Raw genomic sequence first — 14,466 nt, forward strand, 5'->3', positions numbered from 1 at the left:
CAAGAAAAGGGAGCGTTTGTGGAAGGAGGGGTTATGAAAATGGGAATCTGAGAAACTTTCTTTGAAAATGTGTTTTATCTGTTGACTTCTGCATATGATTTTGTATAATTATAAACAATTAATTATAAAAATACATTCGTGGACGAAGAGAGTACGTATGAATACGGTCGACAGCGAACCGGGGGCGGTGGAAGCCTGGTGACGGATTGATACGGAAACGCACTTCTGAGATGTTCGGTGAAACGAGTAGCCAGGACCGGGAGCCCCCGTTATCAGCATCGAGTTGGTCTGACATACAGACAATGAGAGTGGCACCGCGGATGATTCAAAATCCGTCTCTTACCCAAGGTAGGAGACGGATTTTTTTATGGACAATAATCGAGGAGGTAATCACTATGACAAAACCAAAAGTAGTATTAGCTTATTCAGGTGGATTGGACACATCGATTTCTGTTAAATGGATTCAAGAGAAATATGGATATGATGTCATTGCACTAGGACTAGATGTTGGGGAAGGGAAGGACTTGGAAACAATTCGTAAAAAGGCGCTTGATGTAGGCGCGATCAAGGCGATCATGGTGGATGCCAAAGAAATATTGGCTGAAGAGTATTTGATGCCTGCCCTCAAAGCGAATGCTCTTTATGAAGGGAAATATCCATTATCTTCTGCCCTTTCTCGTCCCCTGATTTCTAAACTGCTCGTAGAGGTAGCCGAGCAGGAGGGAGCTGTCGCTGTCGCTCATGGTTGTACAGGGAAGGGAAACGACCAGGTGCGTTTTGAAGTTTCTATCCAAGCGTTGAACCCGGATCTTGAAGTCATTGCTCCCGTTCGTGAGTGGGGAATGACACGTGATGAGCAAATCATTTATGCAGAAGAAAACGGAATCCCGGTCCCTGTAAATCTGGAAAACCCATTTTCCATCGATGCAAACATTTGGGGCCGTGCTTGTGAAGCAGGAGTACTTGAGGATCCTTGGAAAGAAGCTCCGGAAGCGGCATATGCCTGGACCAATCCGATTGAAAAGACTCCCGATCAGCCGGAAACGATTGAGATTGATTTCATTGAAGGGAAACCTGTCGGACTGAACGGAGAAAAAATGGAGCTTGTTCCACTAATTGAGTACTTAAACGAACTGGGAGGCAAACACGGGGTTGGCAGAATTGATCATACAGAAAATCGCCTTGTAGGAATTAAATCGAGAGAGGTATATGAGAACCCTGCAGCCATGATTTTGATCAATGCCCATAAAGAACTGGAATTTTTGACACAAACAAGAGAGGTTTCACAATACAAAGTCAGCGTTGATCAGCAACTTTCCAAAATCATATACGACGGCCTATGGTATTCTCCACTTCAGCCAGCTCTTTCTGCATTCGTTGACTCTACTCAACAAGTTGTCACTGGAACCGTTAAAGTGAAGTTGTTCAAAGGGCATCATACAGTGATTGGTAAGAAATCGCCGGTAAGCTTATATAATGAAGAACTCTCCACTTACTCGAAAGAAGATGCGTTTGATCATAATGCAGCCGTCGGATTCATTAAGTTGTGGGGATTGCCGACAAAAGTCCATGCGGACGTTCATAAAGGAGCGAAGTTACTGGACCAGGCGGTGGTGAGCCAGCATGACTAAATTGTGGGGCGGTCGTTTTACCAAGCCAACAAATAAATTGGTGGAAGAGTACACCTCTTCCATCACCTTTGATCAAAAACTGGCTTTGCAGGATATTGAAGGAAGTATCGCTCATGTGGAAATGCTCGGTGCCTGTAACATCATCCAGGATAATGAAGTCATGCAAATCAAAGAAGGTCTGCTAACGATTAAAGAGAAAGTGGAAAAAGAGGAAGTCACTTTTTCCGTGGAACACGAAGATATTCATATGAATATAGAAAAATTACTCATTGACGAAATCGGACCGGTTGGAGGGAAGCTGCATACCGGGAGAAGCCGGAACGATCAAGTGGCGACGGACATGCACCTGTATCTGCGTGAAAAAACGAAAGAGTTGATGGAGCTAGTAGAAGCGGTGCAATCCTCCTTAGTGAAGCAGGCGGAAACGCATGTGGAAACGATTCTTCCAGGATACACCCATCTGCAGCGTGCACAGCCTGTCTCGTTTGGTCACCATTTAATGGCTTATTTTTGGATGTTTGAGCGGGATAAAGAGCGGCTTAAGGATAGCCTGAAGCGTATCAACTGGTCACCCCTCGGGGCAGCAGCTCTTGCGGGGACCCCCTATCCGATTGACAGAAAAATGACGTCCGATGCTCTCGGGTTCGATCAGCCTTATCCGAATTCCCTGGATGCAGTCAGCGATCGCGATTTTATTCTTGAGTTTTTATCGATTTCTTCCATAATGATTACCCATATATCACGTTTGTCTGAAGAATTAATTTTGTGGGGGAGTCAGGAGTTTCAATTCGTTGAATTGGATGACGCTTTTTGTACAGGATCTAGCATTATGCCTCAGAAGAAGAATCCTGATGTACCTGAACTGCTCCGTGGGAAAACGGGAAGGATTTATGGCCATTTGATGGGATTGCTTACATTGCTGAAGGGGCTGCCTCTCGCATACAACAAAGATATGCAGGAAGACAAAGAGGGAATGTTCGATACAGTTGAAACGCTTGAAGGGGCCTTATCCCTGTTAGCTCCGATGCTTGCATCCATGCAGGTCAAAGGAGATCAAATGAAGCAGGCGGTCAATGAAGACTATTCCAATGCCACAGATATTGCAGACTATTTGGCAGTTAAAGGGTTGCCGTTCAGGGAAGCCCATGAAGTAATCGGGAAAATCGTTTTGTATTCGATCCAACAGGATAAGTACTTGTTGGACTTGACTCTGGAGGAATATCAGGACTTCTCCACGCTTTTCGAAGCGGATATTTTTGAAAAGCTGAACCCAAATCAAGTCGTAGCGGCAAGGAACAGTGAAGGAGGAACGGGGTTCGATCAAGTGCAAAAGCAAATCCAGCTGGCGAAAGAACACCTCTCCTAACAGAGGTGTTCTTTCGTTTGCCACGCTAAGAGGCTTGGAAAGGTTTGAAAAGGATAAGGGAAGGATACTATAACCATACCACCTTTTATAGAGAGGGATGATCGTATGGCAAAGACAATTCAAGCTTATTTTTCAACAGAAAACGATGCAGAAAGTGCAAAAGCATCACTGCAATCATTATCGGTCGAGCAGGAAACAGTGGAGGCCATTCCTGAGGATGTAGATATGACCCCTGTCGTTCCTGTAGCCGGCTCAACAAATTCAGGAGGTGGCACCTTCAACTTTACTGAGGTCGCCTCACCAAAACATGACCGTGAAGGTGCCTTATCTGATAAAAAGCATCTGACTCACGTGCTCCATTTTTCTATTAAAGAAGAGGAGTATGACCGGGCGATTAACGTCATCAAAGAGCACAACGGTCATATGGATAGAAAAGCCTTTTAAAACAGAGAAACCCCTGCAGCAGTATGAATGCCGCAGGGGTTTTTCATGTTAGAGGGATGTTTATAAAGAAATTTTCAAGATGTCTACATGTACATACTTGCCAAAAAGATCCCTATTGTTTCCTGGTAAATTTCATCAAACTGTTCAAGGGGAAGGGGGTTTACCCCTAACCCTAGTTCTACAGTGAATCCAGGTTGGCGAAAGTCCTGAATAAACCAATCCTTATAGCCCGAAAAGCTATCTATGAAACGGATGGGTTTATAGCCGCTTACCCTTTCAAATTCATTTACAATGGTCATCGCACGGGGAGGTTCAAGACCCTCGTATCCCCAATAGATCACTTCTCCCTGGGTGTGGAAAGCGAGCATCTTTTCGAAATTTCGGGCACCTGCAAGCTCAGCCATCGCCACCGTCTCGGGCTCTGTCAACGGTTGATCACCAGGAAAATCTCTCGGAGCAGGAGAAGTTGGTTTCCTTGCTGCGTCGACCTCCCATTTGGCTGGGAACTGGTTATTCAAATCCACCCCTCGGATATTTGCCTTCCATCCCGAAAAATCCGTGTTTCCCTCATTAATTCTTAAGGCTAATTCTCCAAAATCCCCTTCGGGCGGTCCGTTCAAAACGAGGTCCACACCATCAGGGTCGACCATTGGGACAATAGAAAGTGTTATCTCCTCGTAAAAAGGATGGATTTCAAGCCCCCGTATAGTCTCCTTATTTGTTAGTGCCAGCAAGTAGTCATTAAGAAATTGCATGATTACTGCAGTAGTAATCCATTCATTCGCATGGAATGACCCATTCCAATGAACCACTTTCGGACCACGGCCGATTTGAAGTTCTATAAGATCTTTCCCCATCACACTATTTCCGATCGTCTGTCTTCTGACAAAAGGGTATAGTTCGTAAAGTTCATTCAAATCAGTCGTGAGTATGTTAAAGTCGTAAGGTCGGTTTCCATCGACAACTCGGAAAGCTACTTGAACGGGGAGGGATAAAACCTGACCGATTTGAAGCATTCTAGGATTGACGGAAGGGTTCAACAAAGCAATGGCATCCAATGAAATTCTTCGTTCACTGGCAATTTTCCAAAAGGTGTCTCCGGCTTGCACGCGATACGGGCTTGTTTCATAACCGGGGATGCGGATGGTTTGTCCGATTTGAAGCGAAGATGGATCCGCTTGTGGATTGGAATCTATGATTAAGTTCAACGGTACGTTAAAAAGGTTGGAGTAGTACCATAATGTATCACCACTTCTCACTATAACGTCCATAAGAGCCCCCCTTTTTTGGCAGTCCTTTTTATATCTATATGGAAAAGGGTAGAATTGATGAACAAACATCTCTCGACCAATTTTCTCCTATCCCAACATCACCCCTTATTTTCAGGTACAATAAAGGAATGGTCATATTCAACGATCTGGCAGGATTCTTGAAGACTTGAATTCGAGACTTTTGTTGAGTAGATGGGGGCTGCGGGGAATGACTCGCTTTCCGCGGGAGCGCGGTGAGCCTCCTCGGACTTCGTCCTGTGGGGTCTCACCAAACACTCTCTTCCCGCAGGAGTCTCGCCATTCCCCTCCACCCCTGACGCCCAACACGGTAAACGAACCCCGATTATCTCAAAACTGAGTATTCCACAAGCGGGCGCTTATGTGGAATAAATAACGGAATGAATTTTATAGAAGGTAGTGAACAATAAATGAAACCATTTGAAAAATTAGGGATATCGAAAGAATTGACTGATAAGCTGAAACGTCAGGGGATTGCTTCGCCAACACCTGTACAGGAACAGGCGATTCCGCCTCTTATGGATGGAAAAGACATCATTGCCCAAGCTCAGACGGGAACAGGGAAAACTTTCGCCTTTGTTTTGCCCATTTTAGAAAAAGTAGATCCATCTTCGGAGGCTGTACAAGCTGTCATTGTCACTCCGACGAGAGAATTGGCATTGCAGATTACGCATGAGGTAAACAAGCTTAAAAACGAAAAAACTCATGTCCTTGCGGTGTATGGTGGTCAGGATGTGGCTAAACAAGCAAACAAATTGAATGGAAAAGCCCATGTAGTCATTGCGACTCCTGGTCGATTATTGGATCATTTGAGACGAGAAACGGTTGACTTGTCCAATATTCATCAGCTTGTCCTTGATGAAGCTGATCAAATGTTGGAAGCTGGCTTTCTTCCTGATGTGCAGGACATTATTAACCAGTGTGGTTCTAATAGGCAAACGATGTTATTTTCGGCGACCATCACTTCACAAGTCCATTCATTAGCCAAAAAAATAACGCATAACCCAGAGCGGATTGAAGTGAAAGAGGAAAAAGTGACGGTTTCTAACATCAAACAATTGTTATATGAAACAACAGATCGAGCGAAACAAGACGCTCTTATTGAAATCATGAGTGAACACAGGCCATTTCTTGCAGTCATATTCTGTAGAACGAAACGCAGAGCGAAAAAGCTGAATGATGCATTGACTGCCAAAGGATATGAATCCGATGAGCTGCACGGGGACCTTTCTCAAGCCAAAAGAGAAAAAGTCATGAAGCGCTTCCGGGATGCTAAAATTCAGTATCTTGTAGCTACAGATGTTGCGGCCAGGGGACTGGATGTGGAAGGCATTACTCACGTATTCAATTATGATATTCCGCAGGATCCTGAGAGCTATATTCACCGGATCGGTAGAACAGGGCGAGCGGGAGGCAAGGGATTAGCGATTACTTTTGCAGCGCCAAAAGATAAAGCTGCATTAAAACAAATAGAACAGCATATTAAACAGAAGCTAGAAAGAAGGTCTATGGCGCACCTTTCTCCTGGAAAAAGAGAAAAGGTAGAAGAAACAACTTCCCGCCATAAAAAAAGAAGAAGATAAGCCACAGCCAGAGTCCCTTAAAGACTCTGGTTTTTTCATGAACTTTTTTATTGGAAAAACAATAACATTGAGGAACCTTTTGAAATATGATACATTATAAACATAATTCCGAGTTAACGCATTGGAATTATAAATAATGAGGAGAGATGAAATTTATGGGGATGGAATTCGTCGACCTATTTAATCAATGGGCGAGTTCATATGACGATACAGTAGCTGGTAAAGATCCGGAATATCGTGAAGTCTTTGAAGGGTACGATCAAATGTTGGGACGTTTAGCCGAACTTTCCGTATCCCCGGTCATGGAATTCGGAGTAGGGACGGCGAATTTGACGAGAAAGGTTATCGACCAGAACAAGGTTGTTCTAGGGATTGAACCTTCCTCTGAAATGCGAAGAATCGCTAAGGTCAAATGCCCGGAAGCCGCTATCTATGATGGCAATTTTCTGGATTACCCGAAACTATTAACACCCATCCGGTCCATTATCAGTTCATTCGCTTTTCATCATTTGACGACGAATGAGAAAGTGGAAGCGATCCAGAACTTTCGAGATCGTCTTGAAGATGATGGAGAAGTCGTTTTTATCGACACGATATTTAAGGACGCTGAACATAAACAACAGTTGATCGAAACCGCGGAAAGACAAGGATTTTTAAATTTAGCGCAGGATTTGCAGGAAGAATACTACCCATTTCTAGAAGAACTAAGAGAGATGTTTGTCATCAACGGTTTTGAGGTAACGTTTGAACAACTGAACAAATACGCCTGGCTCATTCAGGCTAAAAAAGGAGAAGGATGATCATATGCCAATGAACGTTGAAAGCTTTAATCTTGACCACACGAAAGTTAAGGCCCCTTACGTACGTCTTGTAGGAGTTACAGAAGGAGAGAACGGAGATAAGATTTACAAATATGATCTTCGTATTAAGCAGCCAAACCAGGAACATATGGATATGCCTGCCCTTCATTCTCTTGAGCATTTGATGGCAGAAAACAGCAGGAATCATCACGATCGCATCATTGATATTGGACCGATGGGCTGCCAAACAGGTTTCTACATTGCCATTCTGAATGACGACAATTATGATAATGTCCTCGAAGTCATTGAGAAGACTCTTCAAGATGTTTTGGAAGCGGAAGAAGTTCCGGCATGCAACGAAGTGCAGTGCGGCTTTGCAGCGAGCCACAGTCTTGAAGGTGCTCAGCAACTGGCAAAAGAACTACTGGAAAAACGTGATGAATGGACGGAAGTCTTTTAATAATAACGGGAGTTGAGAATGCGATGGGTTACGTGAAGAATATACAATCATTAATTGGTCAGACACCAATGATCGAACTCACTCATTCCGATATTCCGAATCAAGCTAGAATTTTTGCCAAGCTTGAATTCATGAACCCAGGCGGTAGTATCAAAGACCGTCTGGGTTTAAAACTGATTAAGGATGCGGAAGAACGTGGCTTATTAAAGCCGGAGGGAACAATCATTGAACCCACGGCGGGAAATACCGGAATTGGCCTGGCGCTTGCTGCGATTGGAAAAGGGTATCGGGTTCTTTTTGTAACACCGGAAAAGTTCAGTCAAGAGAAGCAAACCCTGATGAGAGCGCTGGGGGCTGAAGTCGTAAACACCCCGACTGAAAAAGGAATGAAGGGGGCTATTGAGAAAGCAGAACAATTGTGCAACGAAATCCCTCATTCCTTCAGTCCGCAGCAGTTTCATAATCAAGCCAATCCAGATGCGTATTACGAATCCCTCGGACCGGAAATAGTAAAAGATATGAACGGGGAGATCGACATTTTCGTTGCCGGTGCTGGCACGGGAGGGACATTTATGGGCACTTCCCGTTTTTTAAAAGAACAAATGGAATCAGTCAAAACGGTGGTCGTTGAACCAGAAGGATCGATTTTGAATGGAGGAGAACCTGGTCCTCACCTTACAGAAGGGATAGGGATGGAGTTTCTACCTTTTTACATGGATACGAATTATTTCGATGCGATTCATACGATACCGGATGATCTTGCTTTTCAACGTGTAAGAGAATTGGCATTAAACGAAGGTTTGCTCGTAGCCAGTTCATCGGGCGCAGCCTTTGAAGCTGCATGCAGAGAAGCTGAAAGGGCGAAGCCAGGAGCAAGAATCGTAACCATCTTTCCAGACAGTAGCGAACGATATTTAAGTCAAGGGATCTATGAGGAGTGAGGACATGAGGAAAAAAACACAACTCATCCACGGTGGAATTACGGGGGATGAAAAGACAGGAGCCGTCAGCGTTCCGATCTATCAGGTGAGTACTTATAAACAAGATGGTGTCGGTCAGCACCGCGGATATGAATACTCCCGAACGGGAAATCCGACCCGTTTTGCTTTGGAAGAACTGATCAAGGATTTAGAAGGTGGGCACAAAGGATTCGCCTTTGGTTCAGGTATGGCTGCCATCACAGCTGTGCTTATGACATTTAATCATGGTGACCATGTGATATTTACAGATGATGTGTATGGAGGTACGTACCGTCTAGTATCAAAAATCATACAGCGTTTTGGCTTGGAAGCAACTTTTGTTGATACTAGTGACGTTGGAAATATCAAGTCAGCAATCACGGATCAAACAAAGGCCATCTATGTTGAAACACCAACAAATCCACTGCTTAAAGTAACAGATTTGGAAAAAGTGTCGGCATTGGCGAAGGAAGAAAACTTGACGTTTATCGTCGATAATACCTTCAGCACACCATACTGGCAGAATCCCATCGAGTTTGGTGCTGACATCGTCTTGCATAGTGCAACAAAGTATCTCGGAGGACACAGTGATGTCGTCGCTGGACTCGTCGTAGTGAACAATGAAGAGCTTGCAGAAGACGTCCATTTTGTGTTGAACTCGACGGGCGGAGTTTTGGGACCTCAAGATTCATGGCTTCTGATGAGAGGAATCAAGACACTCGGGATCCGAATGGAAGAAATTGAAGATAACACCCGACAATTCGTCGAGTTTCTCCAAGAACTTCCGGAAGTGACGGACATTTATTACCCAGGTCTCGACGATCATAAAGGAAGCGACGTGCATCAAAAGCAAGCACGAGGCAATGGTGGAATGATTAGCTTCGACGTTGGAAGTGGGGAAAAAGCCGATCAAGTGCTCCGTAACGTTAACTATTTCACGTTGGCAGAGAGCCTTGGAGCAGTAGAAAGCCTTATTTCTGTCCCTGCCATGATGACTCACGCTTCTATTCCTAAAGAGCGTCGTGCAGAGCTTGGCATCACAGATGGACTCGTTCGTGTATCCATTGGACTTGAAGATGTGGAGGATCTCAAGGAAGATTTCTTACAAGCGTTAAGAAAATAGTAGGAAAAGGAGCGCTCCTATATGAAGGAGTGCTCCTTTTTGTATAGCTCCATATCACCTGAGCAAACTAAAAGGAATCATCAATCAGGAGTGAAAAGATATGGATTACACCCATTATAGAAAGCAATTGGAAGAACGAAAAAGAGAAATTGAACAACGTTTGATTGACAACAATCATTTTGGTTTAGAGAGAGGCTTCGCGAGTGATATGGCATCAGGGGAATTGTCACAATATGATAATCATCCGGCTGATTCAGGCACGGAACTATATGAACGAGAAAAGGATATCGCATTGCTTGGTCATTTAAAAGAGGAATTGTCTGATATTCAATATTCCCTTAAACAAATGGATAAAGGAACCTATGGAATTTGTGAGGAAACGGGAGAGCAGATCCCTGAAGAGCGCTTGGAAGCCATTCCGACTGCAAGAACGATTGCTTCGGCGTCAGATAATCAAGAGGTTGCCATGGACCGGCCGATTGAAGAGGATGTTCTTTCCGATCTAGAAGCAAATTACGGAAGGGATCATGACGACCCGGATTACAATGAACAAAATGCGTATGAACAGGTGGCATCCTTTAACCAGAGCAGCATGACCTATGATGATTCATCTTTAATGGACAACCAGGATGGTGTGGGCTATGTGGAGGAATTTGAACCGTTTGTATCAACAGATATGAATGGTTATACAGGTCCTGACGGGGTTAGTTTCCAGCGTAATGAGCATTATGATAAGTATATGGATAGTCAGGATGAAGCAGAAGAAACGTACTGAAGGAACAAAGCTTGAGAGTATACCAATGACTCTCAAGCTTTTTCATGTTTTTGGAACTTACAATGCCGGTAGACTCCCTCGCGATTTGATTTCAATATCCTACTTCGATGGCTGCGTTCACGATGTACATTAAATCATTTTTATCTTCTTTTTCTTCTAGTACAATGCCGCTTGTTGTCAGCATACCGCCTTCCACTACGTCAATTTTCACTTCACCGTAAGGGATGGCTCTTTTCACTTCTTCATGATCAAGTTGATCGAAGTCACATGGAAGGGCAAGCTTGACATTAATCTTCATATTATCCAAGGACTGTTCTGGTAAGACAGAGCGGATCCCTGGCATGGAGTTTGTATGGATGGCATTTTTTATTGCACGTACGGCTGCTTTTGTAACATCTTGACCGTGGACATCTGTCCCCATTCCGGTCTGGATGAACATTAGTTGATCCATGAAATCACACCTTTCATTTTCATCCTAACACAGAGGGGATAGCAATTAGAAAAGATTCCTTTTAAAATCGTTGACACACAATTCTGAACATATGTATAATCTTAATCATATACTTAAAGCATACTATTTTGATAGGAATTATAACCATAAGGGTGTGACGCATTGTTTTTATCCATAGATCAAGTGGGGAAGACCTTTAATCCTAAGGAAGAAGTCAGTTTCGAGGTCTTTTCTGGAATCGATTTGAATATTGAGGAGAATCAATTTGTTTCACTCCTAGGACCGTCTGGGTGCGGGAAGTCAACGCTCCTTTCAATGGTGGCAGGATTGGAAGACGTCACTTCAGGGGCGATCCACTTGGAAGGAGAAGAAATCAAGAAAGCAGGACCGGACCGCGGAATGGTTTTCCAACAGCCCTCACTCTTTCCTTGGCTCAACGTAAAGGAGAATGTCCTTTTTCCATTAAAGGGACACTGGTCAAAAAAAGAGGCAGGGGATAGGGCGGATCGATTTTTAAAGATGGTCCACCTCAGCAAGTTTAAGGAAAATTACACCCATGAGCTATCTGGAGGAATGCAGCAGCGTGTAGCGATTGCCAGAGCACTTGCCATGGATCCGAAAGTACTGCTCATGGATGAACCGTTTGGCGCTCTGGATGAACAGACGAGACATATTCTTCACGAAGAATTGATGAAGATCTGGCAGGAGACGCAAAAGACAATCCTGTTCGTTACCCACAGCATACAAGAAGCCATTAAATTGTCTGATCGGGTCGTCGTCATGGGAACACGTCCGGGCCGGATCATTGCTGACTTTTCCATCGACCTTCCACGTCCTAGGAAACGAGGAGATGAGAGGGTCATTGAGCTTGAGCGCAAGGTGATGGATTTGCTTGAAGAGGAAATCAATAAAGTGTTGAAGGAAGAACTTCGTAATGAAGCTAGCTATTAAAAGGCTTGGGTTTCTAGTTGTCGTTTTAGGATTGTGGCAGATGGTGTATTCGTTAGGCGTTTTTGAAGAAATCGTATTTCCATCACCAATTAAAGTGGCTGTCGCTTTGTATGAAGGATTTGCTGATGGCGATTTTATTAAGGCATTAGGAGCGAGCTTCCGTCATTTATTTATGGGGTTGTCTCTCGCAATTTTGTTTGGAACAGTTATAGGTGTACTGTTGGGTAAATCCAAACAAGCGGATGAAACGGCCGGAATGTATTTGATTGCCTTACAAAGCATCCCAAGTATCGTATGGGTACCCCTTGCCATCATGCTTTTCGGTTTTTCTGAATTTGCCGTCGTATTTGTTGTCGTTCTTGGAGGTACGTTTGTCATGGCTTTAAATGTACGTACAGCGATTTACAGCGTCCCTCCACAGTTGGTCCGTGCTGCACGGACGATGGGGACCAATGGAGTCCGTTTGTTCTTCAGGGTAGAGATCCCGTCGAGTATTCCATATTTTATGACAGGTGTCAGACTTGCCTGGGCTTTCAGTTGGAGAGCGCTTATGGCTGGTGAGTTGTTAAGCAATGGTCCTGGATTGGGTTACTCGTTACGGTATGCTCAAGATTATGCACGCATGGATCAAGTGATTGCTATTATCATTATTATTGGTGTCATTGGTGCCATAGTGGATCAGGTTGTCTTTTCTAAATTAGAAAGAAATGTAAGGAAACGTTGGGGCTTATTGAAAACATAGATAGGGGCTGAGGAGAAGATGAAAAAATGGTTATCGATTGTCGCTCTTGCTGTCTTAAGCCTGGTAATGGCTGCTTGTGGAAGCGATGGAGCTAACGCTGATAATGGTGGGAGTACAAATGAAATTACGATTGGCTATTTTCCAAATATTAACCACGTAGCGGGAATGGTGGCAGAAACGAAGGATTTGTATTCAGAAACATTGCCGGGTGGAACCACTGTGAAGTATCAATACTTCCCTGACGGATCCTCGTTTATGACGGCCATTGAAACAGGAGATATACAGGGAGGACTTGTAGGACCGGGACCAGCAATGAACCACTTCACAAGTGGAGCGAAAATCAATGTCGTTGCTGCAGGTTCAACAGGTGGTACAGTAATCATGGCTAGAGAAGGAGCAGGCATTGAATCCCCAGAAGATTTAGCAGGGAAGACATTTGTTTCTCCAAGGGTAGGATGTACACACGATGTGCAATTTGAGACGATGATGAAAGAAGAATTCGGCTTGACTTCTGATCGTATTGATGGAGAGATGAAGCATGTTACAGGGAAACCTGCGACGTATGCAAGTTTGTTTGAGACGAAAAATGTGGATGTGGCTACCGTACCCGAACCTTGGGCATCTTCTATTGAGGAAGAAGGAAGCGGGAAAGTCCTTGTAGATACACCGCAAGTTGCTTTTGGTGAAACTTTGCCTGCAGCGGTGTTCGTCACTTCGCAAAAACTTGTTGATGAGAATCCTGATATGGTGGAAAGCATTGTAGAAGCTCATAAAAAAGCCACAGACTTCATTAATGAAAACCCAGAAGAAGCGAAACAGATGGCCATCGATAAAATCAAAGACATCACGGATCAGGAACTTTCCAAAGACGTCATTGACCGCGCCTGGGAGCGTATTGACTTCACATACGATGTAAACGAAGAACATTTGCAGGCGTTCGCTGATTCTTCTTATGAACTTGAGTTTTTGAAAGAGAAGCCGGATTTGACTGGTCTGGTGGACACAAGTTTTCTTGATTGAGTAGGAAAGAGACGGGAGAGAGTTTTCCCGTCTCTTTTTTTTTTGCCTTAAGATCCTTATAACGATCCTAAAAACAACCGCCATGAAGAGAGTTATTCTTCAAAACATCCCTTTAGTTTTAGGAATTTAGGTCAAACTAAAAGGTACAGGAGGGATGATTTGTGAAGCGTTTTTCGATTGTAATGTTTATCATGGGTATACTTTTCATTCTGGGACAGTCGGTTTCTGCGGAAAGCGAATATAAAATTGTTCATAAAGATAAAGTAACGGAGGATTGGGAAGTCCATGTAGATTATCCAAGGTTTGAGCACTTGGAGAGTAAAGACCTCCAAGATACTGTGAATTTTCAAATCGTTCAAAAACTTGAAGATACGTTGAGAGATGTAAAAAGAGGAGCCGGGGAAATGATGGGTGTCCCATATCTTTATTATGAAGAAACATCTGTATATAGAGAAAAGACTTTTTATTCTGTAGTGATGACCTCTCATATATCTCGAGGTGATCGTTACAATTCAACAGTCACTTCCATTAATTTCAAAGATGATCAAGGGGGATCGATGAAGAGACTGAAAGATGTGGTGTATATCGATCGCCTTAATAAGGAAGTGAAAAAAGTACTGGAAGCTGATCCTGATATGTACTTACAAGAGCCTTTTGCTGGTGTGAGAGACAACACAGCTTTTTATGTGAAGGATGATTACCTTGTGCTCGTATTTAATAAATTTGAAGTGGCCGCAGGTGTCCACGGGACTCCTGAGATATCGATTCCATTGAAAGGAATTCTTAAAGAGGAACTAGAGAAAAGTGTTCCACCTTTACCTTCCTATACTTTCATCCACAAGTTGAATCATTAATTTATGGGGATTCGGTGG

At 43.7% G+C, this 14,466-nt stretch carries 15 protein-coding genes and 1 other annotated feature; of the genes, 13 read left to right on the top strand and 2 right to left on the bottom strand.

What is annotated here, in order from left to right; genetic code table 11:
- Positions 1-130 precede the first annotated feature (130 nt).
- Positions 131-343, top strand: a binding site (T-box leader).
- 52 nt (positions 344-395) lie between these two features.
- The 3 genes from ACXACN_RS19465 to ACXACN_RS19475 all read left to right on the top strand — a co-directional run bounded on the left by ACXACN_RS19465 (position 396) and on the right by ACXACN_RS19475 (position 3,441).
- Positions 396-1,631 carry an argininosuccinate synthase gene (locus tag ACXACN_RS19465; protein WP_474966706.1) on the top strand — a complete coding sequence of 412 codons (1,236 nt, stop codon included), beginning with the start codon at positions 396-398 and terminating at the stop codon, positions 1,629-1,631.
- Positions 1,624-2,997 carry an argininosuccinate lyase gene (argH, locus tag ACXACN_RS19470; RefSeq protein WP_474966707.1) on the top strand — a complete coding sequence of 458 codons (1,374 nt, stop codon included), beginning with the start codon at positions 1,624-1,626 and terminating at the stop codon, positions 2,995-2,997. The genes ACXACN_RS19465 and argH overlap by 8 nt, the downstream gene beginning before the upstream one ends.
- Before the next feature lie 105 nt (positions 2,998-3,102).
- The gene (locus ACXACN_RS19475) at positions 3,103-3,441 is read left to right on the top strand and encodes a hypothetical protein (RefSeq protein WP_474966708.1); all 339 of its coding nucleotides are present in this window, start codon (positions 3,103-3,105) and stop codon (positions 3,439-3,441) included.
- 83 nt (positions 3,442-3,524) lie between these two features.
- On the opposite strand, the gene ACXACN_RS19480 is transcribed toward ACXACN_RS19475, so the two are convergent.
- Positions 3,525-4,712 carry a M14 family metallopeptidase gene (locus ACXACN_RS19480; protein ID WP_474966709.1) on the bottom strand — a complete coding sequence of 396 codons (1,188 nt, stop codon included), beginning with the start codon at positions 4,710-4,712 and terminating at the stop codon, positions 3,525-3,527.
- Between the two features lie 428 nt (positions 4,713-5,140).
- On the opposite strand from ACXACN_RS19480, the gene ACXACN_RS19485 reads away from it, so the two are divergent.
- The 6 genes from ACXACN_RS19485 to ACXACN_RS19510 all read left to right on the top strand — a co-directional run bounded on the left by ACXACN_RS19485 (position 5,141) and on the right by ACXACN_RS19510 (position 10,430).
- Positions 5,141-6,313 carry a DEAD/DEAH box helicase gene (locus tag ACXACN_RS19485; protein ID WP_474966711.1) on the top strand — a complete coding sequence of 391 codons (1,173 nt, stop codon included), beginning with the start codon at positions 5,141-5,143 and terminating at the stop codon, positions 6,311-6,313.
- A 155-nt stretch (positions 6,314-6,468) separates the two neighbouring features.
- Complete coding sequence (locus tag ACXACN_RS19490; protein WP_474966712.1) at positions 6,469-7,113, top strand: class I SAM-dependent DNA methyltransferase; 645 nt, start codon at positions 6,469-6,471, stop codon at positions 7,111-7,113.
- 4 nt (positions 7,114-7,117) lie between these two features.
- Positions 7,118-7,573, top strand: a complete 456-nt coding sequence (locus ACXACN_RS19495) for an S-ribosylhomocysteine lyase (RefSeq protein WP_474966714.1) — start codon at positions 7,118-7,120, stop codon at positions 7,571-7,573.
- Positions 7,574-7,596: 23 nt separating this feature from the next.
- Complete coding sequence (locus ACXACN_RS19500) at positions 7,597-8,514, top strand: PLP-dependent cysteine synthase family protein (RefSeq protein ID WP_474966716.1); 918 nt, start codon at positions 7,597-7,599, stop codon at positions 8,512-8,514.
- A gap of 4 nt (positions 8,515-8,518) precedes the next feature.
- Positions 8,519-9,655: a bifunctional cystathionine gamma-lyase/homocysteine desulfhydrase gene (locus ACXACN_RS19505; RefSeq protein ID WP_474966717.1), complete on the top strand. Its 1,137-nt coding sequence runs from the start codon at positions 8,519-8,521 to the stop codon at positions 9,653-9,655.
- 100 nt (positions 9,656-9,755) lie between these two features.
- Positions 9,756-10,430 carry a TraR/DksA C4-type zinc finger protein gene (locus ACXACN_RS19510; protein WP_474966719.1) on the top strand — a complete coding sequence of 225 codons (675 nt, stop codon included), beginning with the start codon at positions 9,756-9,758 and terminating at the stop codon, positions 10,428-10,430.
- Between the two features lie 91 nt (positions 10,431-10,521).
- Here the strand turns inward: ACXACN_RS19510 and ACXACN_RS19515 are convergent, their stop codons facing one another.
- Positions 10,522-10,881 carry a Lin0512 family protein gene (locus ACXACN_RS19515; RefSeq protein WP_474966721.1) on the bottom strand — a complete coding sequence of 120 codons (360 nt, stop codon included), beginning with the start codon at positions 10,879-10,881 and terminating at the stop codon, positions 10,522-10,524.
- Between the two features lie 162 nt (positions 10,882-11,043).
- Here ACXACN_RS19515 and ACXACN_RS19520 point away from each other — a divergent pair, with 162 nt between their 5' ends.
- The 4 genes from ACXACN_RS19520 to ACXACN_RS19535 all read left to right on the top strand — a co-directional run bounded on the left by ACXACN_RS19520 (position 11,044) and on the right by ACXACN_RS19535 (position 14,448).
- Positions 11,044-11,832 (top strand): ABC transporter ATP-binding protein, encoded by a 789-nt coding sequence (locus tag ACXACN_RS19520; RefSeq protein WP_474966723.1) that lies wholly within the window; start codon positions 11,044-11,046, stop codon positions 11,830-11,832.
- Positions 11,816-12,574 carry an ABC transporter permease gene (locus ACXACN_RS19525; RefSeq protein WP_474966725.1) on the top strand — a complete coding sequence of 253 codons (759 nt, stop codon included), beginning with the start codon at positions 11,816-11,818 and terminating at the stop codon, positions 12,572-12,574. Before ACXACN_RS19520 ends, ACXACN_RS19525 begins: the two co-directional genes overlap by 17 nt.
- 18 nt (positions 12,575-12,592) lie before the next feature.
- Entirely contained in the window at positions 12,593-13,594 is a 1,002-nt protein-coding gene (locus ACXACN_RS19530) for an aliphatic sulfonate ABC transporter substrate-binding protein (protein ID WP_474966726.1), read from the top strand.
- Positions 13,595-13,755: 161 nt separating this feature from the next.
- Positions 13,756-14,448 (top strand): RsiV family protein, encoded by a 693-nt coding sequence (locus ACXACN_RS19535; RefSeq protein ID WP_474966728.1) that lies wholly within the window; start codon positions 13,756-13,758, stop codon positions 14,446-14,448.
- Positions 14,449-14,466: the final 18 nt, after the last annotated feature.

Source organism: Halobacillus sp. AWM4_238 (genome assembly GCF_056158265.1).